This is a genomic window from Streptomyces sp. NPDC048521 (assembly GCF_043199855.1).
Lineage (GTDB): Bacteria > Actinomycetota > Actinomycetes > Streptomycetales > Streptomycetaceae > Streptomyces.
This window is the reverse complement of the sequence record NZ_JBICWR010000015.1, coordinates 94024-117766: the sequence shown is the minus strand read 5'-3', so window position 1 is coordinate 117766 and position 23743 is coordinate 94024. Positions and strand designations below refer to the sequence as shown.

At 71.4% G+C, this 23743-nt stretch carries 18 protein-coding genes; 14 read left to right on the top strand and 4 right to left on the bottom strand.

Annotation, left to right across the window (positions count from 1 at the left end):
* Window positions 1–71: 71 nt before the first annotated feature.
* The 8 genes from ACGFRF_RS30140 (at window position 72) to ACGFRF_RS30105 (ending at window position 8372) form a co-directional block, all read left to right on the top strand.
* Entirely contained in the window at window positions 72–1268 is a 1197-nt protein-coding gene (locus ACGFRF_RS30140) for an exo-beta-N-acetylmuramidase NamZ domain-containing protein (RefSeq protein ID WP_393745291.1), read from the top strand.
* 212 nt (window positions 1269–1480) lie between these two features.
* A complete protein-coding gene (locus ACGFRF_RS30135) occupies window positions 1481–2461 on the top strand; it encodes a GNAT family N-acetyltransferase (protein WP_393745289.1) in 981 nt (326 codons plus the stop codon).
* A complete protein-coding gene (locus ACGFRF_RS30130; RefSeq protein ID WP_393745287.1) occupies window positions 2458–3798 on the top strand; it encodes an ABC transporter substrate-binding protein in 1341 nt (446 codons plus the stop codon). Before ACGFRF_RS30135 ends, ACGFRF_RS30130 begins: the two co-directional genes overlap by 4 nt.
* Entirely contained in the window at window positions 3792–4751 is a 960-nt protein-coding gene (locus tag ACGFRF_RS30125) for a carbohydrate ABC transporter permease (RefSeq protein WP_393745286.1), read from the top strand. Before ACGFRF_RS30130 ends, ACGFRF_RS30125 begins: the two co-directional genes overlap by 7 nt.
* A complete protein-coding gene (locus ACGFRF_RS30120) occupies window positions 4748–5635 on the top strand; it encodes a carbohydrate ABC transporter permease (protein ID WP_393745284.1) in 888 nt (295 codons plus the stop codon). Before ACGFRF_RS30125 ends, ACGFRF_RS30120 begins: the two co-directional genes overlap by 4 nt.
* Before the next feature lie 125 nt (window positions 5636–5760).
* Entirely contained in the window at window positions 5761–6378 is a 618-nt protein-coding gene (locus ACGFRF_RS30115) for a TOPRIM nucleotidyl transferase/hydrolase domain-containing protein (protein WP_393745282.1), read from the top strand.
* A gap of 130 nt (window positions 6379–6508) precedes the next feature.
* Window positions 6509–7297 carry an SAM-dependent methyltransferase gene (locus ACGFRF_RS30110; RefSeq protein WP_393745280.1) on the top strand — a complete coding sequence of 263 codons (789 nt, stop codon included), beginning with the start codon at window positions 6509–6511 and terminating at the stop codon, window positions 7295–7297.
* A gap of 82 nt (window positions 7298–7379) precedes the next feature.
* Entirely contained in the window at window positions 7380–8372 is a 993-nt protein-coding gene (locus ACGFRF_RS30105) for a phosphotransferase (RefSeq protein WP_393745278.1), read from the top strand.
* A gap of 178 nt (window positions 8373–8550) precedes the next feature.
* On the opposite strand, the gene ACGFRF_RS30100 is transcribed toward ACGFRF_RS30105, so the two are convergent.
* The 3 genes from ACGFRF_RS30100 to ACGFRF_RS30090 are packed head-to-tail and all read right to left on the bottom strand — an operon-like array spanning window position 8551 to window position 13773.
* A complete protein-coding gene (locus ACGFRF_RS30100) occupies window positions 8551–11301 on the bottom strand; it encodes an alkaline phosphatase family protein (protein WP_393745276.1) in 2751 nt (916 codons plus the stop codon).
* A 52-nt stretch (window positions 11302–11353) separates the two neighbouring features.
* A complete protein-coding gene (locus tag ACGFRF_RS30095; RefSeq protein WP_393745274.1) occupies window positions 11354–12754 on the bottom strand; it encodes an ABC transporter permease in 1401 nt (466 codons plus the stop codon).
* Window positions 12751–13773: an ABC transporter ATP-binding protein gene (locus tag ACGFRF_RS30090; protein ID WP_393745272.1), complete on the bottom strand. Its 1023-nt coding sequence runs from the start codon at window positions 13771–13773 to the stop codon at window positions 12751–12753. The genes ACGFRF_RS30095 and ACGFRF_RS30090 overlap by 4 nt, the downstream gene beginning before the upstream one ends.
* A gap of 383 nt (window positions 13774–14156) precedes the next feature.
* On the opposite strand from ACGFRF_RS30090, the gene ACGFRF_RS30085 reads away from it, so the two are divergent.
* Window positions 14157–14603: a DUF5709 domain-containing protein gene (locus ACGFRF_RS30085; protein ID WP_393745483.1), complete on the top strand. Its 447-nt coding sequence runs from the start codon at window positions 14157–14159 to the stop codon at window positions 14601–14603.
* A 262-nt stretch (window positions 14604–14865) separates the two neighbouring features.
* Here ACGFRF_RS30085 and ACGFRF_RS30080 read toward each other — a convergent pair whose 3' ends face one another.
* The gene (locus ACGFRF_RS30080; RefSeq protein WP_393745270.1) at window positions 14866–15924 is read right to left on the bottom strand and encodes a LacI family DNA-binding transcriptional regulator; all 1059 of its coding nucleotides are present in this window, start codon (window positions 15922–15924) and stop codon (window positions 14866–14868) included.
* A gap of 227 nt (window positions 15925–16151) precedes the next feature.
* Between ACGFRF_RS30080 and ACGFRF_RS30075 the strand changes: the two genes are divergently transcribed.
* The 5 genes from ACGFRF_RS30075 to ACGFRF_RS30055 all read left to right on the top strand — a co-directional run bounded on the left by ACGFRF_RS30075 (window position 16152) and on the right by ACGFRF_RS30055 (window position 23680).
* Window positions 16152–17447 carry an extracellular solute-binding protein gene (locus ACGFRF_RS30075; RefSeq protein WP_393745268.1) on the top strand — a complete coding sequence of 432 codons (1296 nt, stop codon included), beginning with the start codon at window positions 16152–16154 and terminating at the stop codon, window positions 17445–17447.
* 6 nt (window positions 17448–17453) lie between these two features.
* Window positions 17454–18359, top strand: a complete 906-nt coding sequence (locus ACGFRF_RS30070) for a carbohydrate ABC transporter permease (protein ID WP_393745266.1) — start codon at window positions 17454–17456, stop codon at window positions 18357–18359.
* Window positions 18356–19276 (top strand): carbohydrate ABC transporter permease, encoded by a 921-nt coding sequence (locus ACGFRF_RS30065; protein ID WP_393745265.1) that lies wholly within the window; start codon window positions 18356–18358, stop codon window positions 19274–19276. The genes ACGFRF_RS30070 and ACGFRF_RS30065 overlap by 4 nt, the downstream gene beginning before the upstream one ends.
* Before the next feature lie 32 nt (window positions 19277–19308).
* The gene (locus ACGFRF_RS30060) at window positions 19309–20595 is read left to right on the top strand and encodes a glycosyl hydrolase (RefSeq protein ID WP_393745263.1); all 1287 of its coding nucleotides are present in this window, start codon (window positions 19309–19311) and stop codon (window positions 20593–20595) included.
* Window positions 20596–20659: 64 nt separating this feature from the next.
* Complete coding sequence (locus tag ACGFRF_RS30055; protein ID WP_393745261.1) at window positions 20660–23680, top strand: alpha-mannosidase; 3021 nt, start codon at window positions 20660–20662, stop codon at window positions 23678–23680.
* Window positions 23681–23743: the final 63 nt, after the last annotated feature.

Here is a 23743-nt window from a genome sequence, read left to right as displayed (position 1 = left end):
AATTCCGATACCGGCACGTATGGAGGTTTCCGACCGCCGCTTCGAGATGTCACCGCAGACGGGGGCAAAGGATGAGCACGGACCACCGCGTCGCGGTGACGACCGGGATCGCTCGGCTGCACGTGTCGCCGGAACTCGCCGGGACCGGCCGGCTCGGGCTGGTGACCAACCACACCGGCGTCCTGCCCGACCTGCGCCCGGCCGCGCCCGCGCTGCTCGAGGCGGGCGCGCGGGTGGTCGCCCTGTTCGGTCCGGAGCACGGGCTGCACGGGACCGGGCAGGCCGGCGAGAGCGAGGCCGCTCGGGTGGACCCCGCCACCGGTCTGCCGGTGCACGACACCTACCGGTGCGACGGCGAGCGGCTCGACAAACTGGTCATCGACAGCGGTGTCGACGCCCTGGTGTACGACCTGCAGGACATCGGGGCCAGGTTCTACACCTATGTGTGGACCATGTTCGACCTGATGGCCTCGGCGGCTCGCACTGGCGTACGGTTCGTGGTCGCCGACCGGCCGAATCCCCTCGGTGGACTCGTCAGCGAGGGCCCGCTGCTCGACCCGGCGTGGGCCGGCTTCGTCGGGCGCGCCGCGATTCCCGTCCGGCACGGCCTCACCTGCGGTGAACTCGCCCGGCATCTCAACGCCGCGGCGGTGCCCCGAGTGGCGGGCCGGGCCGCCGACTTGACGGTGATCGAGGCCGTCGGCTGGGAGCGCGCCATGGACGCGGCGGCCACCGGCCTGCCCTGGGTCGCGCCCTCGCCGAACATCCCGACGCCCGCCACTGCGGCCGTCTACCCCGGCACCTGCCTGTTCGAGGGCACGAATCTCTCGGAGGGCCGAGGGACCACGCAGCCCTTCGAGATCGTCGGGGCCCCGTACATCGACGCGCGGTTCGCGCCCTCGCTCGCCGAGCTGGCCCTGCCGGGAGTGCACTTCCGTGATCTGCGGTACGTACCGACCTTCCACAAACACGCCGGACGGACGCTGCGCGGGGTCCAGCTCCACATCACCGACCGCGAGGTGTTCGCTCCGGTACGTACGGCCGTCGCGATGCTCGCCACGCTGCGGCGGCTGTACCCGGACGACTTCGCCTGGCACACCACGGACGGTGGTGGCGAGAGGACCGGCCGGCGTCACTTCATCGACCTGCTGTGGGGATCCGACCGGTTGCGGCGCGCCGTCGACGCGGGCGACGACCCGTTGCCGCTGTGCGATCCCCCGGCGCCGCCCGGCCGGTGGGCCGGCGACGACGTGCTGCTCTACCCCTGAGACCCGCTGCCCCCACCCCCGCGGCTGCGCCCCTGAAAGGAGCAGACGCTCATGACGACTCGACAGCCGCCCACCCGGACCGCGTTGCGCCTCCGCGCCGGCCGGACCGTTCCGATCGCCCCGGCTCAGCCCACCCCGCCATGGACCGACGCGGCGCGGCGGGCGGCGTTCAGTACCGTCCGCGACCGGCGTATGGAAGGACGACCCCGTCGATGACCGCTCGCACGACGACCTCCGGGGCCGCGATCCGTGGCTTTCGCACGGGTGACGGCCCGCCGTTGGTGGAGGCGTGGCGCCGGAGCGCGCCGGCCGACCCCGTGACCCCGGACCGCTTCCGCTCCCTGGTGCTGCTCGACGCCAACTTCGATCCGCAGGGGCTGCGCGTCGCCGTCGACGGCGGCCGTGTCGTCGGTGCCGCCTACGCGGTGCGCCGTCTGACGCCGATGACCGGCACCGATCTGGAGCCGGAGCAGGGCTGGATCCCGTTCTTCTTCGTCGACCCGGCCGCCCGCGGGCGCGGTCTCGGCCGCCGGCTGCTGACCGACGCCCTCGACTGGCTGCACGGCCACGGCCGCACCCGGGTGGACTTCTCCTCGTACACCCCGAACTACCTCCTCCCCGGCCTGGACACCGAAACCTATCCGGAAGCGGCCGGGCTCCTCGGGTCCCTGGGCTTTCGCACGCTGTACGAGGCGGCGGCGATGGACCTCTCTCTGGTCGGCTACCGCCTGCCGGCGGAGGTCGCGTGCCGCGTGGACGAACTGACGGCGCGCGGCTACCGGTTCGCCACCCCGTCCGACGACGACCTGGTGGAACTGGTCGCTCTCGCCGGGAACCACTTCAACCCGGACTGGGCGCGCGCGATCCGGGAGTGTCTGGCCGCGGGCACCCCGCTCGACCGGATCGTCGTCGTCCGGTCCCCTTCGGGTCGCCTGGTCGGCTGGGCGATGCACGCCGCGTACGAGTCGGTGGACGAGCGGTTCGGCCCGTTCGGGGTGCTGGAGGAGATGCGCGGCACCGGACTCGGCAAGGTCCTGCTCCACCTGGTCCTGCAGCGGATGCGGGCGCGCGGCGCGCACTCGGCGTGGTTCCTGTGGACCGGCGAGCGGTCCCCGGCGGGCCACCTGTACCGCAAGGCCGGTTTCACCACGACCCGGGTGTTCCGCGTGCTGCGCCGGGAGGCCGCCCGGTGACGCCGTCGCGCCGCACCGGCGGCCTGAGCCGCCGTCACTTCGCGCTCGCCCTGCCCTCGGCACTGCTCGCCGGCGGGTGCGCCGCGCCGCACCAGGGCACCGGGCGGCCCGGGGACCCGATCGTCCTCACCCTGCTCTCCCACTACGCGAGCGGGGCGCTCAAGGAGGCCCTGCAGGGCCCGGTCGACGAGTGGAACGCCACCCATGACCGGGTCAAGGTGCGCACGGAGGCCGTCGAGTTCACGGACCTGCTGACCACGTTCATGGTCCGGCAGGCCGCGGGCCAGGGCGCCGACATCCTCCACCCGTACTGCCTGTGGAACGGCCAGCTCGTCCGGGCCGGTGTCCTGCGGCCCGCTCCGCCCGAGCACGCCGAGGAGATCAGGCGCGGCTACGGCGAGGCCGCGGTCGGCTCCTCCTCGGTGGACGGCGAGGTCTACGGCTACCCCACCGAGGTGCAGACGTACGCCCTCTACTACAACAAGCGGCTGCTGCGCGAGGCCGGCATCGACGGCCCTCCGCGCACCTGGCGGGAGCTGGAGGAGACGGCCTACCGCACCACCAGGCGGGACCGGTACGGCAACACGCTGGTCCAGGGGTTCGGGCTGTCGACCATCGACGACTCCACCACCGTCGGCCAGACCCTCGCCCTGCTCAACGCCGCCGGCGGAACGTTCGTCTCCGCGGACGGCAGGAGCACCGCCATCGACTCGCCGGCCGGCCGGGCCGTGTTCGACCTGGAGCACCGCCTCGTCACCCGAGGTGCGAGCGCCCCCGGCGTCAACGTCTACAAGGCGTTCCCGTCCGGGCAGGTGGCCATGGTGGTCAGCGCCGGCTGGTGGACCGGGAACCTGAAGGAGCTGATGGGCAGGGCGTACGGCGATGTCGGCGTCGCGCCGCTGCCGATCCCCGAGGCGGACGGCGAGCGCGCCACGCTCTCCACCGGCTTCATGCTGGGGGTCAACGCGGCCGGCAGGCACCCGCGCGAGGCCTGGGAGTTCCTGCGCTGGCTCAACACCGAGAAGGTGAGCGTGCGGAGCCCCGGGAAGGCCGCGACAGCGACCCGGATGAGCGCCCTGCAGGTGTCGGTGGGCTCCCTGACCGGCCGCGCCGACGACATGCGGACGCTCCTGGGCGCGGGCGGCGACCGGAACCTGCGCCCGTTCCTGGACGCACTGGCGTACGCGGTGCCGGAGCCGAACGTGCCGGGCGCGCAGCAGGCCAAGTCGCTGCTGCGCAAGAACATCGAGGCGTTGTGGACCGGTCAGCGGTCGGTCGACGAGGCACTGCGCGTCACTCGCCGACAGGTCGATCAGGAGGTGTCGCGCTCATGGTGAACATCCTGGTGCCGGAGACGACCGAGCGGGCGCCCGGCCCGCGGTCCCCCCGGCCCGCCGTCGACCGGCGCAGCCGGACCCGGCCCCGCCAGGCCGTCGTCGCCTACCTCTTCCTGGCACCGACCTTGCTGTTCTTCGCGGTCTTCCTGATCCTGCCGCTCGGCTTGGCGCTGCTGCTGTCGATGTCGCACTGGGCCGGGTTCGACCTCGGCGACATCGATCCGGTCGGCCTGGACAACTTCACCGGCCTCTTCGCGGACGGATCGACGTTCCTGGTGCCGATCCTCACCAACACGCTGCTGTTCGCCCTGGGCACCGTGGCCCTCGCGCTGGCCGGCTCCGTGCTCGTCGCCACCTGCATCGACAAGCTGCGGTTCCAGGGGCTGTGGCGCACCCTGTACTTCCTGCCGATCGTCACGACCGTCGTCGCCGTCGGCAACGTGTGGAAGTACATGTACGAGCCGGGCGGGCTGGTCAACGGGGTCCTCAACGCCCTCGGGCTCGGCTCGGTGGCGTTCCTCCAGGACCCGGACACCGCGCTGCCCTCGGTCGTGGTCGTACAGGCCTGGGCGTCGGTCGGTTCGGCGATCCTCATCCTGACGGCGGGGCTGAAGTCCGTTCCCGAGTCGTACTACGAGGCGGCCGCGCTCGACGGTGCGGGGCCCGTCACCGTCTTCTGGAGGATCACACTGCCGCTGCTGCGGCCGTCCCTGCTGTTCGTGTGCGTCACCCAGTTCCTCACCGGCCTGCAGTCGTTCGCGCTGATCAGCGTGATGACCAAGGGCGGCCCGGGCGACGCGACCAATGTGGCCGCGCTGGAGATGTACCGGCAGGCCTTCAGCCACGGCGACTGGGGCACCGCGAGCGCCGCCGCCTTCGTGCTGTTCGTGGTGGTCCTCGCGGTCACCCTGGCTCAGTTGTGGATCTTCCGGCGCACGGGGGAGGACGCATGACGCAGAGAGGACGCATGGTCCGGCGCCGTTTCCCGTGGCTGTCGTACCTGGTGGTCGTGACCGGCGCCGTGCTCACGGTGGTGCCGTTCCTCGACATGGTGATGACGTCCTTCAAGGGGCCCGGCGAGTCCGGCACGCTGCCGTACCGGTTCCTGCCCGAGGCGTTCGACTGGTCCAACTACCGGTCGGCGATCGACCAGCTCGATCTGCCGGTGCTCTTCCGCAACAGCGTCGTCGCCACCGGCGTGATCACCGGATCGGTGCTGCTCACGTCGTCGCTCGCCGGCTACGCGCTCGCCAAACTCCGGTTCCCCGGCCGGGACTTCGTCTTCCGACTGGTGCTGTCGACGATGATGTTCCCCCCGTTCCTCTTCTTCATCCCGCACTTCCTGATCCTGGTGCACTGGCCGCTGGCGGGCGGCAACGACCTGTTCGGGCGCGGCGGCGCGGGTCTGACCGTCAGCATCGCGGCGCTCGCCGTGCCGTTCCTCGTCAACGGCTTCGGCATCTTCCTGACACGCCAGTTCATGCTGTCGATCCCGGACGAGGTCCTCGAGGCCGCGCGCATCGACGGGGCCGGCGAGTTCGCCGTGTGGTGGCGGATCGTGGTGCCGCAGACCAAGCCGGTCCTGGTGACGCTCGGGCTGCTGACCTTCGTCGACGCCTGGAACGAGTACATCTGGGCGCTGCTCGTGTCGACCGCCGACCCGGACGTGATGACCCTGCCCGTCGGCATCCAGCTCTTGCAGGACCACGTCGACCCGACCCGCACGATGCCCATCGTCATGGCCGGCCTCGTCCTGAGCATCCTGCCGGTCCTGCTGCTCTTCCTGCTGCTGCAGAAGTACTACATCCGCGGCGTCATGCTCAGCGGCCTCAAGTAGACGAGCGACTCGGCCGTCCGTCCGCCGGCTTCCGTCGTGCACGCCGCCCCCGGCCGCGCACCGGTGATCGACGGGCGGGCGGAAATTCCCTACCGTCGCGGCCGGAAAGGACACAGACTCCTCTCATGGCTGACATGGAGTCGTTCCGCGAGGCGGTCACCGCGTGGGCGGCCGGCGGCCCGGGCGACCGCGCGCGCGAGCTGGCCGGGCGGCTGGCCGTCCGGGCGGTCGTCCTGCTGGAAGGGCCGAGCGATGTCGCGGCGGTCGGCGCGCTGGCCGCGCGGCGCGGCCGGGACCTGGCGGCCGAAGGCGTCTGCGTCGTGTCGATGGGCGGTGCGATGAACGTCGGCCGTTTCGCCGGCCTCCTCGGGCCACCCGGCCTGGACCTCCGCCTCACCGGACTGTGCGACGAAGGGGAGCGCCGCTACTACGCTCGCGGCTGGGAGCGGGCCGGTGCGGACCAGCAGGGGTTCTTCGTCTGCGCGGCGGACCTGGAGGACGAACTCATCCGCGCGCTGGGCGTGGCACGGGTGGAGGAGCTGGTCCGGGCCGAGGGCGACCTGCGTGCCCTGCAGACCTTCCTCCGCCAGCCCGCGCAGCGGGGCCGTACCCCGCAGCGGCAGTTGCGGCGCTTCCTCGGCACGAAGAAGGGGCGCAAGATCCATTACGGCCGTGTCCTCGTCGAGGCCCTCGACGCCGACCGCGTACCCGCCCCGCTCGACGGTCTGCTCGCCGCCCTCTGAGCGTGAGTGCCGTGAGGGTGCGCGCGACGTACCCGGGTCCCAATTCCCCTCCCCTCGCCACGACATGAAGCGCCCGAGTAGGGTGATCACATCATCGGTCCGATCCGTTCACCGGCTCCATGGAGTTGCTATGACGACCGCCTCACAGCCGCCGCTGCCGATCGACACCGGCAAGGCGCATCCCGCGCGGGTCTACGACTGGCTGCTGGGCGGTAAGGACAACTACCCGGTCGACGAGGCGGTGGGGCGGCAGTTGCCGCCGGAGGCGAAGAACGCGGCCCGGCAGAACCGTCAGTTCATGCACCGGGCGGCCGCCTGGCTGGCCGAACAGGGCATCGACCAGTTCCTGGACATCGGCACGGGCATTCCGACGGAGCCCAATCTCCACCAGATCGTGCAGGAGATCCTGCCGACGGCGAAGATCGTGTACACCGACAACGACCCGATCGTCCTCCGGCACGCCGAGGCGCTGCTGGTCAGCCGTCCCGAGGGAGTGACCGACTACATCGAGGCCGACGTACGGCAGCCGGAAGGCATCGTTCAGCACGCCCGGCAGGTCCTGGACTTCACCCGCCCGATCGCGCTGTCGCTGATAGCGCTGATGCATTTCATCCCCGACGAGCAGGAGGCCCACGGCATCGTCCGCACGCTGGTGGCCTCGCTGCCGGCGGGCAGTTGTCTGGTGCTGTCGCACGCCGCGTCCGATCTGTATCCGGAACTCGCCGCCCAGGTCACCGCCGAGTACGCCAAGGGCGGCATCCAGCTCGGTTTCCGCACCCGGGCGGAGGTGGAGCGCTTCTTCGACGGCCTGGAACTCGTTCCGCCCGGCCTGGTGACGGCGACGGAGTGGGTCACCTCGGCCCCGGCCTCGGTGGCCGAAGGCAGCGGTATCTACGCGGGAGTCGCACGCGTTCTCTGACCTCACCTGACCCCGTACGCCTCCATGAGCTGGACCGGGTGCCGGTCGCACGGGTGTGGAACGTCTTCTGTAGGTTCGGCGGATGCGGCGATTCGCGGAGATCGAAGACCTGTCGGGGTTCGTGGGTGAGGCGTTGGGAGCGGGGTGCCGTGTCGTCGCGGTGGACCGATTGCGCGGGGGGAGCAAGAAGGGCGTGTACCGGGTCCGCGTCGAGGGGGCCCGCGTGGCGAGTGTGATCGTCTACAGGTGGGCCGAGACCGAGAACTTCTGGTCCGGCGTGGAGGCGGCCGACAGCGCCGACCCGTTCGCGCCGGCATCCGGGCTGGTCCCGTTCCTGGCCGCGCAACGGACCCTGGACGGACTGGGGGCACGGGTTCCCGAGGTGCTCCTGGCGGACGCCGGCCGAGACCGCCGGCCTGCGGACGTCGCCGTGGTCGAGGACGTCGGTGGCGGCACGCTCGAGGCTCTCTTCGGCACCGATCCCGCCCGCGCGGCGGCCGCCCTGGGCGAGCTGGCCGAGATGCTCGAGACCATGCACCAGCACCGGTCCCCCAGGTACGGCAGGGTCGACCTGCCGGAACGGGACGCCGCCGGCGGCGGGACCTCGTGCGAGGCTCGGGTGCTCGGGCGTGCCGTACGGGATCTGGAGGAGGCGGCGGATCGGCACGACGGGATCGCGGAAGCCGCCGGTGCGTTGCGGGACCGGCTGCGGGAACTCGCCGCACGGGTGACTCCGCGCGCCGAGTACGGGATGATCCACGGAGAACTGGGTCCGGACCACGTCCTGGTCGACGGCTCGGGCCACCCCGTGCTGATCGACATCGAGGGCCTGATGTACTTCGACGTCGAATGGGAACACGTCTTCCTCCGGCTCCGCTTCGGCGAGCGGTACGCGGCGCTGTCCCGGCCCGGTCTCGATCCGCGGCGGCTCGACCTCTACATGCTCGCGATGCGTCTGTCGCTGGTGGCCGGCCCGTTGCGCCTTCTCGACGGGGACTTTCCCGATCGCGCGTCGATGCGGGGGATCGCGGAACACAATGCCACGGAGGCACTGGCGCTCCTGCCGCAGTCCTGACGCGGGCGGTGTGGCCGTGCCGACCCCAGAACGAAGCGGAGGCCGCCCGCGGGTGACACCTCAGCGGGGTTTCCGGGGTGCTCCGGGCTTCGGCGGCGGGCCGACGCGCACCAAAGAGGGCAGGGCCCCCGCCCGGCGGTGGGACCGGGCAGGGGGCCCTGGGCCAGAGCGGGCCGTGTCAGCCGTCGGACTCCGCCGACGGGAGGTAGGCGCCCGGCACGTCCTTCGGGGCGTAGATCCTGTGCTCGCCGGGATAGGGCTTCGTCCAGTTGTGCGTCTGGTACCAGGTGAAGTGGTTCATCTGCGCGGGGTTGGCGAAGTCCGGTACGGCGTGGGGTCCGGTCAGCCGCTGCTTCGACTTCCAGTTCTCCCACTGCGCCACGAGCTCCTGCTTGTCCGCCGGCACCTTCGCCGACGGGACCGCCGCCGCGCCGGGATTCTGCGGCGCCGGGGTGTCCACACCGCAGGCGGGCGGGGTCTTCAGACCGGCGGTCAGCGAGGTCCGGTTGGGCAGCGCGGTGAACGGCGTGAAGTCGGCCTCGCGGGTGAACGCCGCACTCATCGGCGTGGCCGCGCTGTCCTTCTGGTTCATCGGGTGGATCCCGAGGATCTGCTCGAGGGTGCGGATCACCGTGATCTGCGAGTAGTAGTGGCTGTCGACGACGCCGTGCCGGGCCCAGGGGCTGATGATCTGGATCGGGGCGCGGTGGCCGTCGACGTGGTCGAGGCCGGCCTGGGAGTCGTCCTCGACCACGAAGATCGCCGAGTCCTTCCAGTACGGGCTGTGCGCGATCTCGTCGACGATCTTGCCGGTCGCGAGGTCGTTGTCCGCGACCTGGGCGGGCGCGTTCGCGGGTCCGCCGGTGTGGTCGCTGGAGAGCCAGAACATGTTCAGGTTCGCCGGCCCGTTCCGCTCGAAGTCACGCTTCCAGATCTGGTACCGGTAGATGTCCGGGACGCTGGTGTCGAACTTCGGGAAGCCGTGTACCGAGACGTCGTTGAGCGACGGGATCGGCGAGGACGAGACCAGGGGGTAGGCGGTGTCCTGTCCGGTCGCCTCCATGGTCTTGCTGTCGCAGTACAGGTTCTGCCAGCTCGCGCCCGACGGCTTGGTCAGGAACTGGTGGAACTCGCCGAAGTTCCGCACCGACTTGCCGGCCGCCTGGGCGCCGGTCCACAGGAACCCGGTCCGCTGGTGGCCGAGGGCGTCGTCCTCGGTGTCGTAGCTGCGCTTGTACTCACCGGCCGAGGACTCGGTGTACTCGGGGTTGTCGGCCTGCATCAGCCAGTTGTGCCCCTCGGCCGAGTTGGTGCCGATGTCGTACGTGTTGTCGTACAGGCCGAACTGCTTGGCCAGCGCGTGCTGGTTCGGTGTCACGTTCTCACCGAACTCCGCCAGCGACGGGTCGCCGTTGCCCTGCGGGATGTCGCCGAGGACCTGGTCGTAGGTCCGGTTCTCCTTGACGATCAGGAAGACGTGCTTGATCGTCGAGGGGTCGCCGAGCCGCGCCGGCACCGGCACCGGCTTCGCGTGGCTCTTGCCCTTGGCCAGCTTGACCGAGCCGCTGCTCCAGCCGTTCTGCCGGAAGACCTTGGCGGTCTGGGCGCGGATGACACGGTCGCTGGGCAGGGTGAACTGCGTCAGGCTGGAGGTCGTGTCGTGGGTGCCGTGGCCGGCGCTGTCGGGGCGGCGCGCGTCGATGCCGCGGGTGTGGGAGACGACGACCTTCTTGCCCACGGTGGTGATCTCGGCGGGGAAGTAGTCCGTCGGGAGGAGACCGATGTAGCTGACCGGCTCCTGCGGGGTCGTGTACCGGTAGACGGCGACCGCGTTGGCGCGGCCGAGCGTCACCAGCAGGTGACCGTCGTCGGTGAGCGTCACCGCGTCGGGCTCGTAGCCCACCGACGCCTCCGGCCACGGCTGGGTGGCGATGGTCTGTACGACCTTGTTCCTGGCGGTGTCGATGACCGACACGTCGTTGGTCGCGGTGTTAGTGACGAACACCGCGCCGCGCCGGGCGTACACGGCGGTCGGGTGCAGGCCGACGTCGATGGTGCCGACGGCGGTGGACGGGTCGGCCAGGTCGATGACGCTGACCGTACCGGTGGTGGTGGCCCCGGTCTTCGGGTCGGCCGGCACCTGGGTGCCGTAGGAGTTGAGCGTGGAGTCGCCGGCCTTCGCGGGGCGGCCGCCCTCGTTGCTGACGTAGAGCGTGTCGCCGACGCGGGCCATGCCGCGCGGGGCGTTGCCCACCGCCCAGCTCTGCTTGACGGCGCCGGTCGCCGCGTCGATCGCGACCACCCGGTTCTGGCCGTTGACCGCGGCGTACACGGTGGAGCCGTCGGCCGAGAACACCGCCGCGGCGACCAGGGCCTGCTTGCTGCCGTCGGCCGGGATCTTGACGGTCACCGGGTCGGCGAGGGTGCCGTCCGCGTTCACGGTGAACTTGGTGTAGCCGTCGGTCTGGCCCAGCCACAGCTGCTTGCCGTCGGGTGAGAACGTCGGGCCCTCCTGGCCGACGGCGTTGCTGCTGATGCGCAGGTCGTCGACGGCGTTGGTGCCGACGCGCTGCTTGATCTGCCCGGTCGAGAGGTCCACGATGACCAGCGCGGCGTCGCCGTCGGCGACCGCGGCGGCGAGGTGGCCGCCGTCCGGGCTGACCGTCGACGACATGATCTTGCCGTCGTTGATGACGAGGCGGTCGCCGTACGGGGCGATGTACTGGTCGGCGGAGACGACCTGGCCCCTGGCGGTGACCTGGCCCACCTGGTCGGTGCCGAACTGGCGGGTCTCGGCGACGGCGGTGCCGGTGGCCAGGGCGGCCGTGGTGATGCATGCCGTGACCAGCGTGGCCCGGCGGCTGACACGTCTGCCCAGCAGGTCGTAGTACTTCTTCTCGGCCTGCCGGCGGCGGCGTGCTGTCTGCATGTGATTCCTTCTGGAATTCGGAGAGTTCGGGGGGTGGCCGGAGAGGAAGAGTTCAGGGAGCCGGGGAGTCCGCGGACGCGGAGAGCAGGTCGACGTCGCCGTCGAGCTGCCAGAGCGGGTTCGGTGCGTCTCCGGTCGAAGTCCGCACCAGGAAGTAGCCGTTGACTTCCTTCGGTCCGTCGCCGTCGGCGACGAACCGCCCGTCCGCCGTGATGTCGAGCTGGTAGACGGCCGACCCGGTGGCCGCGACGCCCGGCAGATGCCAGGAGACGACGCACCGCCAGTCGTTGCCAGGGCCCCGGGCGCCGTCCTGGACGCCGGCCTTGGCGCACGTCGCCGCGGTCTTCAACTGCGCTTCGGTGACCGCGGGCCGGTGGAGTTGCTCGGTCTGTATGCGGTACAGGTGGGCGAACTCGGTGGCGAGCGAGCGCTCCACCTTGGCCTGCTCGATCCCGGAACCCGTGGCCGTGGTCGTCGCCGCCACGACGGCGACCGTCACGCCGAGCAGTCCCGCGAGCGGCAGGGCGGCCGTGGTGACCGCGCGGCGCGCCGAGCCGTCGTCGGTGGGGTTGGTGAAGTCGCGCCGCAGGAAGAGGACACGGGCCAGCGCCGTCGCCGTCACGGCCCACAGAAGACTGACGACGATGCCGGCGAGGAGCGGGGTGAGCTGAGCCGGGCTGGTGAACAGGCCGTTCCAGGTGAGGAAGGCGTCGCCGGGCAGGGCGAGGCGTACGGCGACGGGGAGCGGCAGCATCTGGGCGAACTGCATCGCGAGCGCGACGAGCGCGGGCAGCAGCAGACCCATCGGGGAGCGCCCGAGTACGACCGACCCGAGGAGCCCGATTCCGGCGAGGGCCAGGGTCGGGGCGAGCACACAGGCCCATGCGAGCAGGACCGTGCCGGCGGCGTCCCCGGGGGTGAGCAGGTGGCCGTCGAGGCCGACCAGCGGCTGGTTGCCGACGGCCATTAGACCGCCGGCCGTGCTGGAGAGAGCCAGCCCGGCCACCAGCAGGAGGATGACGGTGAGGCCGGCCAGTGCCTTCGCCGCGAAGATCCGCCCGGGCGAGCGGACGGCGACGAGCAGGTGGCGCCAGGTGCCGAGCCGGTCCTCGAAGGCGAACACGTCGCCGGCGACGACGGAGGTGAGCAGCGGAAGCGCCCAGGTGCCGGCGAAACCGAGGGTCACCAGCGGCCCGGCCCACCCGGTGGCGTGCATCCAGCGGCCGAAGAGGGTGTCCGTGGGCAGCGTGCTCTGCGCGCTCACCCCGGCCACGAAGAGCGCGGGCGCGATCCAGCAGACGAGGAGCAGGAGGCGGATCCGCCACTGGGAGAGGAGCTTGACGACTTCGAAGCGGTAGCTCCGGGCAACTGTGATGCGGCCCGGTGCGGTGGTGTGCGCAGGGGGTACGGCGGTCGGGGCGGGCCTTGCGGTCGGGGTCGTGGTGGCGGTCATCGACCGGCCTCCTGCCGCAGGGCGCCGGTCTTCCGCGCTGCGTCGGCGTCGTCCTGCCGCTGGGCGTCGGTCTGCTGCGGTGCGTCGGTCTTCCGCTGCTCGGTCAGGGCGAGGAACGCCGCCTCCAACGGAGAGACGACCGGGGCGAGTTCGCGTAGCGCGATGCCCTCGTGGACGAGGCGCGCCACCAGGTCGTCGAGGGCGGGTACCAGCGCGCGCACCACGAGCGCCTCCCCGCCCTGGCGTCCTGCGGTGTCGCCGGCCAGGCGGATCCCCGGCGCGTCGATGGCCAGCAGCCGTGCGCGCTCCGGGTCGGACGTGACCAGCCGGTAGTCGAGTTCACGGTGCTCGGCGGCCAGCTCGCCCAGCGGTCCGGAGAACACGATCCGCCCGGTCGCGAGGATGGTGACCTCGGAGCACAGGGCCTCCAGGTCGTCCATGCGGTGGCTGGAGAGCACGACGCTCGTTCCCTCCCGCGCGAGCCGGGTGAGGACACCGTGGACGTGCTTCTTTCCGGCCGGGTCCAGGCCGTTGGAGGGCTCGTCCAGGACGAGCAGCCGCGGCCTGGTGAGCAGGGCCGCGGCGAGGCCGAGCCGTTGGCGCATGCCCAGGGAGAAGCCACGGGTGCGGTCGTCGGCGACGTCCGTGAGCCCGACCTGTTCGAGTGCGTCGTCGATCCCCGCCGACCGCGCGTCGTCGCCTCGCAGAGCTGCGAGCGCGGCGAGGTTCTGCCGGGCGGTGAGCGACGGGTACAGCCCCGGCCCGTCCACGAACCCGGCGACACCGCCCGGTGCCTCGAACGCGCGGCCCACCGGCGTGCCGAGGATCTCCAGACGGCCGCTGTCGGCGACGGCCAGGCCCAGCAGGAGGCCGAGCAGCGTCGTCTTGCCGGCACCGTTCGGACCGACCAGACCATGGATCCGGCCCTGCGTCACGTCCAGGTCGACGCCGTCCAGTGCGACGACATCGCCGAAACACTTGGTGATCCCGCGAGCCCGGACTGCGAGCGGTGAGTCCATGCGTCCCTTTCCTTCCACAACTTCAAGGACCCTAGGGACGGCACACGGCACGGGCAGCAACCGCTGGTTGAACGCTCAGGGAACGGAAGACGACCGTCAGCCGCGACGACGTGGGCCGGAGCGCCACATCGGCCGTTCAGCACGGTCCGGCCCCAACTCCCCCACGGCACGGCCTCATCCGATGACACGTACTGCGCAGGCGGGCCGAAGTGGCGGCTCGCGCAGCGGGCCTACGCAGGACGCGCGCCGGACGGACGGCACAGATACGCTGGTGGCGGGGAGTTGACCAGGAGACACAGGGCGTCGACTGTGCGATGACGGACGGGCGCCGCCCTCCTCTGCCCCTCGGCCTGAAGCAAGGAGTTGCGTTGACCGACGAAGCGATGGGTGACGACGTCTACCAGCCGGACGGTTCGGACGTACAGGACGATGCCGGACTGCTGGACGCGTCGGACACTCTGGACTACCGGGCCGGCGAGGAAGCGCTGGACGAGGGCTACTCGCCTCCGGAACGGCCGTGGGGTGTGCAGCACACCGGCGTGACTGCCGCGGAGCGGCTGCGCGGGGAGAGCCTTGACGAGCGCCTGGCCGAGGAGGTTCCGGACGTCGCGGTCCCGCTGGGCGACGGCATCGGAGACACCTGGGACACCGACGGTGAGCTCTTGGACGCCGAGGTCGGCGACGCACGCGCCGGACGGCTCGTGGCGCCTGACGAAGGCCTGCCGACCAACGCCCGGACCGGCCTTGCCGCCTGGGACGTGGGACTGGACGGGGCGGGCGCGTCGGCCGAGGAGGCCGCCATGCATCTGACCTCCGAGTCCGACATCTGACTCGACCGGACCTGACCGGCCCGGCCGGAGGTGCCGGCCGGCGGGCGTTCATGGGCGCCGCCGTCTACGGCGACGTGGGCACGGGTTTCACCCCCACAGCCGGCCGCCCCTGACCGGACCGCGTCGGACACCACGGAGGCGCGTCCGCGCACGTACCCCGCCGGGCACGGGTTTCACCCCCACAGCCGGTCGCCCGGACCGGACCGCGCAGCAGCCGTGTCCGTGTGCGTCCGGCGTGGCCCCGGTCGGGCTCGCCGCGGCCTCAGCCGTCGCGCGCGGGGCCCGTGCTCTGCCGGCCGATCAGCTCCGGCAGCGGCACCTGGACGGTGCCCGGGGGAGCACCGTCCAGCAGGGAGACCAGCTCTCTCGCGGCGGTGCGGCCGAAGGCCACGCTGTCCCGGGACAGCGCGGACAGCCAGGGTTTGACCATCCGGCACAGCGCGGAGTCCTCCCACGCGACCACCGACACGTCCTCGGGCACCGCGAAGCCGAGTTCGGCCGCGGCGGCCACCCCGGCGACCGCCATCACGTCGTTGTCGTAGATCAGCGCGGTGGGCGCGGCGGGCCCGGACAGGACCCGGTGGGTGACGGCGGCTCCCTCGGCGTCCGAGTAGTCGGTGGTCACCGAGCGGACCTCGGTCAGGCCGCGCCGTTCGGCCTCGGCCCGCAGGCTGCGCATCCGCCGCTGGGTGTGCGCGAGTCCGGGAAGGCCGGCGATGTGCACGATCCGCCGGTGGCCGAGGGCGTGCAGCTCCCCCACGACCGCGGCCATCGCGCCGGCGTCGTCCGCCCACACCGCCGACAGCCCGTGATGCAGTTCGGCCGGCGCGCCCCCGATGACCACGGCGGGCAGGCCGAGTTCCTCCAGGAGCGCGGGACGGGGATCGTCGGTGCGGGGGTCGACCATGAGGACGCCGTCCACCCGGTGTTCGGCCCACCAGGTGCGGTAGACCGCGCATTCGTCGGCGATGTCCTCCACCACCTGGAACAGCAGTCCGAGATGCCGCTCCGCCAGCACCTCCTGGATCCCGGAGACCAGTTGCAGGAAGAAGGAGTCGACGCCGAGGGTGTGCGCGGGGCGGGCCAGCACGAAACCGACCGTGGCCGCGCCCTCGCCGGACAGCTGCCGTGCGGCGGTGCTCGGCCGCCAGCCCAGTTGCTCGGCCACCCGGCGCACCCGGGCGCGGGTGCCCTCGGAGACGCCGGGGCGGTCGTTGAGCGCGAAGGAGACGGCGCTCTCGGAGACTCCGGCGCGCTGCGCGATGTCCTTCATCGTCGGCCGGCGAGCCGGTGAACGCTTGCCCGACACTTCCGCTCCCATTCTCTGGCGGGTGAACGCTAAAGCGCTTGAGCACTCACAACCTAAAGCGCATTAGCGATCTCCGCAAGAGCCCGGACCAGATCGGCCTGACCTGGGCCTTTGCAAACCATGGGCGGGTTCTCGCTCCGAATCCATTGACATTTTTCACCGGAAGGATGCAAGGTCTGCCCCTGTAACCCGTGGCCGGCACCGTCGCCGTAGCCCGCCGTATGAAGGAGCCTCCAGCCGTGCGCATATCCCGCAGAATCCTCGCCACCGCTGTCGTCGCCGCGGCCCTGCTGCCGCTGGCCGCCTGCGGCTCCGGAAACGACGACGGCTCGTCGGGCGACGCCTCGGGCAAGGTCGAGGGCGACATCACGTTCCAGACCTGGAACCTGAGGGCGAACTTCAAGTCGTACTTCGAGGGCGTGATCGCCGACTTCGAGAAGAAGTACCCGGGTACCCACGTCAAGTGGGTCGACCAGCCCGCCGAGGGCTACGCCGACAAGCTCAGCGCGGAGGCGGCCGGCGGCACGCTGCCCGACGTCGTCAACGTCTCCCCCGACCTGGCCGCCCCGCTCGCGAAGGCCGGGCTCGCCCTGGACCTGGACAAGGACAAGGCGGCGGCGAAGTACCGGGACGAGTACCTGCCCGGCGCCTGGGCCAGCAGCCGGATACCGGGGCTGCCCGGCACGTACGCCTTCCCCTGGTACCTCAACACCGGGCCGCTGTTCTACAACAAGGCCCTGTTCAAGAAGGCGGGCCTGGACCCGGACCAGCCCCCGAAGACGTACGCCGAGCTGTTCACGGACGGCCTGGAGATGGCGAAGAAGACCGACGGCAAGGTCGCCACGCTCGCCAACGTGCCCACCGTCGAGGACTTCGGCCGCTACGGCGTCCAGCTGATGAACAAGGAGGGCACCGCCTTCACCTTCAACGACGCCAAGGGGGTCGAACTGCTCGCCAAGTACAAGGAGTTGTTCGACGCCAAGGCGCTCGACCCGCAGGCCCTGACCGCCACCCCGGAGTCCTCCGGCCAGAAGTTCCTCACGGGTGCCGTGGCCATGAATCCCGGCAGCGCGCTGGACCTGAAGAACTTCAAGACCCAGGCGCCGACCCTGTACAAGAACATCGGCATCACCGACCAGATCACCAGCACCGGCCACGTCAACATGTACGTGCAGAACGTGATGGTGAGCGCGCAGTCCAAGCGGAAGCCGGCCGCCGTCGCCTTCGCCCACTTCGTGACCGACGCCCAGAACCAGATGTCGTTCGCGAAGCAGGTCGCCATCTTCCCGAGCACCAAGGGCTCGCTGGACGATCCGTACTTCACCAAGGAGGACGGCACCGACGAGACCCGGGTGCGGGTGGCGGCCGCCAAGTCGCTGAAGACCGCGGTCAACTACACGCCGGTGGTCTTCAGCGACCAGATGAAGACCGAGCTGCGCAACGAGGTGGCCAAGGCACTGCAGGGCAAGCAGAGCCCCAAGGCGGCGCTCGACAACGCTGTCAAGGCCTGCAACCAGCTGCTCCAGCAGGGCTGAGCCGTCATGGCCCGTTCCACTGTCCCTGTTCGCTCCCGGGTGCGGCGCCAGCTGCCCACCAGTCCGTGGCTCTTCGCCGCACCCGGGTTGCTCGTGACCGCCGCGTTCATCCTGTACCCGTTCGTCTCCACGGTGGTCAACGCGTTCACCGACCGCCGCACGCTGATCCCGGGCCACTTCGTGGGTCTCGCCAACTTCCGCGAGCTGCTGCACGACGACACGTTCTGGATCGCCCTGCGCAACAGCACGCTGTACGTCGTCGGGGTGGTGCCCGCGCTGGTCGTGCTGCCGCTGCTGCTGGCGCTGCTGGTGCAGAAGAACATCCCCGGCATCGCCTTCTTCCGGTCGGCCTTCTACACCCCGGTCGTCGCCTCGATCGTCGTGGTGGGCCTGATCTGGGTGTGGCTGCTGGACGACCGGGGCCTGATCAACTCGCTGCTGGAGCTGCTCGGCGCCGGTCCGGTCGGCTTCCTCAGCGACCAGTGGCTGCTGCTGGTCAGCGCCATGGCGGTCACCGTGTGGAAGGGCCTCGGCTACTACATGATCATCTATCTGGCGGCGCTGGCCAATGTGCCGCGCGAGCTGCACGAGGCCGCCGCCGTCGACGGCGCGGGCGCGGTGCGCCGGTTCCTCACCGTCACCGTGCCCGCCGTCCGCTCCACCATGGTGCTGGTCGCGGCACTGTCCTCGGTCGCCGCCTTCAAGGTGTTCTCCGAGGTGTACCTGATGGCCGGCCCCACCGGCGGCCCGGCCGGCGAGGACACCACGCTCATCATGCTGGTCCAGCGCACCGGCACCGGTCTGAGCGGCCGGGTCGGCTACGCCTCCGCCATCTCCCTGGTGGTCTTCGTGATCACCGTGGCCCTGATGCTGCTGGTCCTGCGCGCCGACCGGAAGGACGACCAGTCATGAGCGTGACGGCAAAGACGCGCCCCGAGCACCGCGCGCCGCGGCCGGCCGCCGTCCGCGGGCGCCGGTCCGCCCTGACCGACCGCGACGGCCACAGCGTGCGCGGCTGGGAGCTGGTGGTGCGCTACGCGCTGCTGCTCCTCGTGCTGGCCCTGACGATCGGCCCGTTCCTGTGGCAGCTGTCGACATCGCTGAAGGGCCCGACGGAGGACATCTACAGCTCCCCGCCGTCGTTCCTGCCCGAGCACCCCACGCTGCACAACTACACGCGGGTCGCCGCCACCATCCCGGTCTGGGACTACGCGCTGAACTCGCTGAAGGTCGCCGCCGCCAGCGTCGTCACCAACTGCGTCGGCTGCGCTCTGGCCGGCTACGCGCTCGCCCGGCTGCGCTTCGCGGGCCGGCGCGCGGCCACCCTGGTGTTCCTGCTGGCGACGCTCGTGCCCGTGGAGAGCATCATCATCGCCCAGTTCACGACCATGCGGGAGCTGGGCCTGAACAACACGCTGATCGGCGTCGTCCTGCCCAGCTGCGTCAGCGCGCTGAACGTCCTGCTGATGCGCAACGCCTTCCTCAACCTGCCCCACGAGGTGGAGGAGGCGGCCTACGTCGACGGCGCGAACGTCTGGCAGCGCTTCTGGTACATCGCGCTGCCGTCCGTGAAGGGCACCCTCGCGGTCGTCGCGATCTTCGCCTTCATGGGCGCCTGGGACGACTTCCTGTGGCCGCTCATCGTGCTGAACGACCCCTCGAAGTTCACCCTCACCATCGGCCTGAACTACCTGCACGGCACCTTCGCCAACGACCAGCGCCTGGTCGCCGCGGGAACGATCATCGCCGTGGCTCCGCTCATCGTCCTCTTCGCCTGCCTCCAGCGGTACTTCTTCCGCGGCGTCGGCGAGGGCGCCGTCAAGGGCTGAGCCCCGCCACCCCCCAGCTCAAGGACATCCGCATGCCCCCTGCCGTGCGCTTCGGCGTCAACTACACCCCCAGCGAAGGATGGTTCCACCACTGGCTCGACTTCGACCTCGACTCGGTACGCGCCGACCTCGACTCGATCGCCGCGCTCGGCCTGGACCACGTCCGGGTGTTCCCGCTGTGGCCGTACTTCCAGCCGAACCGGGCCCTGATCCGCCCGCGGGCGGTGGAGCAGCTCGTGGCGCTCGCCGACGCCGCCGCCGAACGCGGCCTCGACGTCAACGTGGACGGCCTGCAGGGCCACCTGTCCAGCTTCGACTTCCTGCCCGCCTGGACCCGCACCTGGCACCGCCGCAACCTGTTCACCGACCCCGACGTCATCGACGGCCAGGCCGCCTATCTGCGCACCCTCGCCGCCGCCCTGGCCGACCGGCCCAACTTCATCGGCATGACCCTCGGCAACGAGGTCAACCAGTTCTCCGCCGGCCCCCACCCGGACCCCGACCGGGCCACCGCCGAGCAGATCGACACCTGGCTGCACCGCATGCTCGCCGCCTGCGAGGAGGGCGCCCCCGGCCGGCTGCACCTGCACGCCGAGTACGACGCCACCTGGTACCAGCACGACATGCCGTTCACCCCGGCCCAGGCCGCCCGGTACGGCGGCGTCACCGCCGTGCACTCCTGGGTGTTCAACGGCACCGCCCAGCGGCACGGCCGTAGCTCCGTGCCCAGCGAGCACCACGCCGCCTACCTGGTCGAACTGAGCAAGGCGTGGGCGGACGACCCGCACCGGCCGGTGTGGCTCCAGGAGGTCGGCGCCCCCGCGCCCCTGGTGCCCGCCGAGCACGCCGCCGCCTTCGCCGAGGCGACCGTCACCAACGTCCTGGACTGCCCCGACCTGTGGGGCATCACCTGGTGGTGCTCCCACGACGTCTCGCGCGGCCTCGCCGACTTCCCCGAACTCGAATACAGCCTCGGCCTGCTGACCAACGACCGGCAGCCGAAGGACATCGCGCGGGTCCTGGCCGACACGGCCCGCCGGACCCACCGCGCCCCGGCACCACGCACGACCGCGCTCGTCGTACCCGCCGACCCCGAGCGGCGTGCGGCGCTCGCTCCGGGCGGGACCGTGTACGACGCCTTCTTCCGGCTGACCGCCGACGGCGTCCGGCCCACCACCGTCCTCGACGTCCGCGCCGACGACGCGGAGCACCTGCGGGCGCGGGGCATCACCGAGGTGGTCACGGCCGGGCAGGTGCTCCCGGCGGCGCGGGCGGACACGACGCGGACGAGCACGGAGCGGGCGACCGGTTCCGCGTGAAAACCGCCCGCCCGTCACCCACCCTGGTAACCACAGCCGACGTACGACTTACGGAGCATCCCGCATGCATGACGACCGCACGCTGATCGAAGCCCGCCTCAAGCGGGTCCTCGACGAACGCATCCGCCCCGCCGTGTACCCCGAGTCGGTGCCGCTGGAGGTCGCGGTGTGGCACGCGCCCGGCGAGCCGGTGCCGGTCGCGGAGGGGCTGGCCGCCGAGCCCCAGCCGGTCGAAGTGGGCGCCCGGTGGGGTGCTCCGTGGGGCACCAGCTGGTTCCGGGTGACCGGGACCGTGCCCGAGGCGTGGGCCGGGAAGACCGTCGAGGCCTTGCTGGACCTCGGCTTCGACGAGAACATGCCCGGTTTCCAGTGCGAGGGCCTGGTCTACCGGCCCGACGGCACACCGGTGAAGGGCCTCAACCCGCGCAACCAGTGGGTGCGGATCGGCACGCCCGTGGAAGGCGGCGAGGAGGTGCGGCTGCACATCGAGGCCGCCTCCAACCCGGTCATCCTGGACTACCACCCCTTCCTGCCCACGCAGCTCGGCGACAAGGACACCGCCGGCAGCGCACCGCAGTACACCCTGACCCGCATGGACCTCGCCGTCTTCGACGAGACCGTGTGGCAGCTGGTGCTGGACCTGGAGGTGCTCGGTGAGCTGATGGCCGAGCTGCCGGTGGACTCCGCGCGCCGCTGGGACATCCTGCGCGCCGTGGACCGGGCGCTCGACACGGTCGACCTGCAGGACGTGGGCGGCACGGCGGAGCGGGCGCGGGCGCAGCTGGCCCAGGTGCTCGCCGCGCCCGCCGTGCCGTCCGCGCACCGGATCAGCGCCGTCGGGCACGCGCACATCGACTCCGCCTGGCTGTGGCCGCTGCGGGAGACGGTGCGCAAGGTGGCCCGTACGACGTCCAACATGACCGCGCTGATCGAGGACGAGCCGGAGTTCGTCTTCGCGATGTCCCAGGCGCAGCAGTGGGCGTGGGTGAAGGAGCACCGGCCCGAGGTGTGGGCGCGGGTGAAGAAGGCCGTGGCGGAGGGCCGTTTCGTGCCGGCCGGCGGGATGTGGGTGGAGTCGGACACCAACATGCCCGGTTCGGAGGCGATGGCCCGCCAGTTCGTGCACGGCAAGCGGTTCTTCCTCGACGAGTTCGGCATCGAGAACGAGGAGGCCTGGCTGCCCGACACCTTCGGCTTCGCGGCGGGCCTGCCGCAGATCATCAAGGCGGCCGGCTCCAAGTGGCTGCTGACCCAGAAGATCTCCTGGTCGCAGACGAACAAGTTCCCGCACCACACCTTCCAGTGGGAGGGCATCGACGGCACCCGGATCTTCACGCACTTCCCGCCCGTCGACACCTACAACTGCTCCATGAAGGGCAGCGAGATCGCCCACGCGGCGAAGAACTTCAAGGACAAGGGCCGCGCCCGGCACTCGCTCGCGCCCACCGGCTGGGGTGACGGAGGCGGCGGCACCACCCGCGAGATGGTCGCCAAGGCGGCCCGGCTGCGCGATCTCGAAGGCTCGGCGACCGTCGAGTGGGAGACACCCCGCGCGTTCTTCGAGAAGGCCGAGGCCGAGTACCCCGAGCCGCCGGTGTGGGTGGGCGAGCTGTACCTCGAACTGCACCGCGCCACCCTCACCAGCCAGGCCCAGACCAAGCAGGGCAACCGGCGCAGCGAGCACCTGCTGCGCGAGGCCGAGCTGTGGGCGGCCACCGCGGCCGTGCGCACCGGGTTCCCCTACCCGTACGAGGAGCTGGACCGGATCTGGAAGACGGTCCTGCTGCACCAGTTCCACGACATCCTGCCCGGCTCGTCCATCGCCTGGGTGCACCGGGAGGCGCGGGCGACGTACCGGCGTCTCGCCGCCGAACTGACCGCGATCATCGAGTCCGCCCAGCGTGCCCTGGCCGGCGAGGGCACCACCGAGCTGGTCTTCAACGCGGCCCCGCACGCCCGCCACGGCGTCCCGGCGGGCGGTGCCACCACCCCGGCCGTGGCCGGCGGCACCACGCTCACGGCGCGCGAGAACGGCGGGTTCACGCTGGACAACGGCCGCTTGCGGATCGAGGTCGACGCCCGGGGGCTGGTGGTGTCGGCGTACGACCTCGCGGCCGGCCGGGAGACGGTCGCGCCGGGGCAGGCCGCCAACCTGCTCCAGCTGCACCCCGACTTCCCGAACATGTGGGACGCCTGGGACGTCGACGAGTTCTACCGCAACACCGTCACCGACCTCACCGAGGCGGAGTCGGTGCTGCCGGGCGAGGACGGGGCGTCGGTGCGCATCGTCCGCGCCTTCGGCGACTCCCGGGTCACCCAGGTGCTGTCCCTGCCGGCGGACGAGGGGCGGCTGGTCATCGACACCGAGGTGGACTGGCACGAGACGGAGAAGTTCCTCAAGCTGGCCTTCCCGCTCGACCTGCACGCCGAACGGTACGCCTCCGAGACCCAGTTCGGGCACTTCTACCGGCCCACCCACACCAACACCTCCTGGGAGGCGGCCAGGTTCGAGGCGTGCAACCACCGCTTCGTCCACCTGGAGGAGCCCGGCTGGGGCGTCGCCGTCGTCAACGACTCCACGTACGGCCACGACGTGACCCGGACCGTGCGGTCCGACGGTGACCACGGTACGACCACGACGGTCCGGGTGTCGTTGCTGCGCGCCCCGCGCTTCCCCGACCCCGAGACCGACCAGGGCGTCCACCGCTTCCGGCACGCCCTGGTGCCCGGAGCCGGGATCGGGGACGCGGTCCGCGAGGGCTGGCGCGTCAATCTGCCGGAACGGCACCTGACCGGTGCCCACGAGGTCGCTCCGCTGGTCACCGTGGACGACGACGCGGTGGTGCTCACGGCGGTGAAGCTCGCCGACGACGGCAGCGGGGACGTGGTGGTGCGTTTCCACGAGGCACACGGCGGCCGGGCCCGCGCCACGCTCACGGCCGGGTTCCAGGTCGCCGAGGTGACGGTGACGGACCTGCTGGAGCGCCCGCTGTCCGCGGCGGCCGCCCCGGACCGTGACGGCGACCGGATCACCGTACGGCTGCGGCCGTTCGAGCTGGTGACGCTGCGGCTGCGGCGGGCCTGAGCGACGCGGCGCCGGCCGCGGCCCGTGCGGGGTCGCGGCCGGCGCCGTCATGCCTGCGTTCCT